Origin of the sequence: Blastomonas sp. CCH1-A6, from assembly GCF_001556365.1 — a bacterium.
In the GTDB taxonomy this organism is placed as follows: Bacteria; Pseudomonadota; Alphaproteobacteria; order Sphingomonadales; family Sphingomonadaceae; genus Blastomonas; species Blastomonas ursincola.
Genome location: NZ_LSIS01000374.1, coordinates 1 through 564, shown reverse-complemented (window position 1 = coordinate 564; position 564 = coordinate 1). Strand labels below are relative to the sequence as shown.

The 564-nt window shown below is 66.5% G+C and carries 1 pseudogene; it reads right to left on the bottom strand.

The annotated features are described in order from the left end of the window. Positions 1 to 564: pseudogene (locus AX735_RS17575) on the bottom strand (conjugal transfer protein TrbE); the annotation flags it as partial.

Below are 564 nucleotides of genomic sequence, written 5' to 3'. Positions count from 1 at the left end.
AGGCGTCGCTGTCGAGCAGCGTGGACGCCTCGTTGGTCATGACTTCCTTGAGGATCGCCGCGACCGACTTGCGCTTGGCGAACCATTGCCGCCTGATCTTGGCCAGCAACTTGGTCGCGTCGGTCTTGTCGAGCATGATCGCGCGGGTGGACCAGCGATACTCGAAGGCGAGCCGGTTCAGCTCGTCGAGCAGACCGGGGAAGGTGACGCTCGGGAATCCTGTGATCGTCAGCGTGCGGAGATGATGGTCGCCCAAGCGCGGTTCGAGCCCGCCGGTTAGCGGCTCGTCGGCGAGCAGCGCGTCCAGGTGCATCGGCGTTTCGGGGACGCGCACCCGCTGGCGCCGGGTCGAGATGGTGCTGTGCAGGTAGGTCAGCGTCTCGGCGTCGTCGAGCCAGCGGACCTCGGGCACGAAGCCTTCGACCAGATTGAGCACCCGGTCGCTGCGGTCGGTAAAGCCCTTGAGCAACTCCCACGGATCGACGCCGGATGTTGACCGACCCTCGTAAAGCCACCCTTCCGCGCGCGCCGCTTCCTCGGCCGGCGGCATCCACAGCAGGGTGA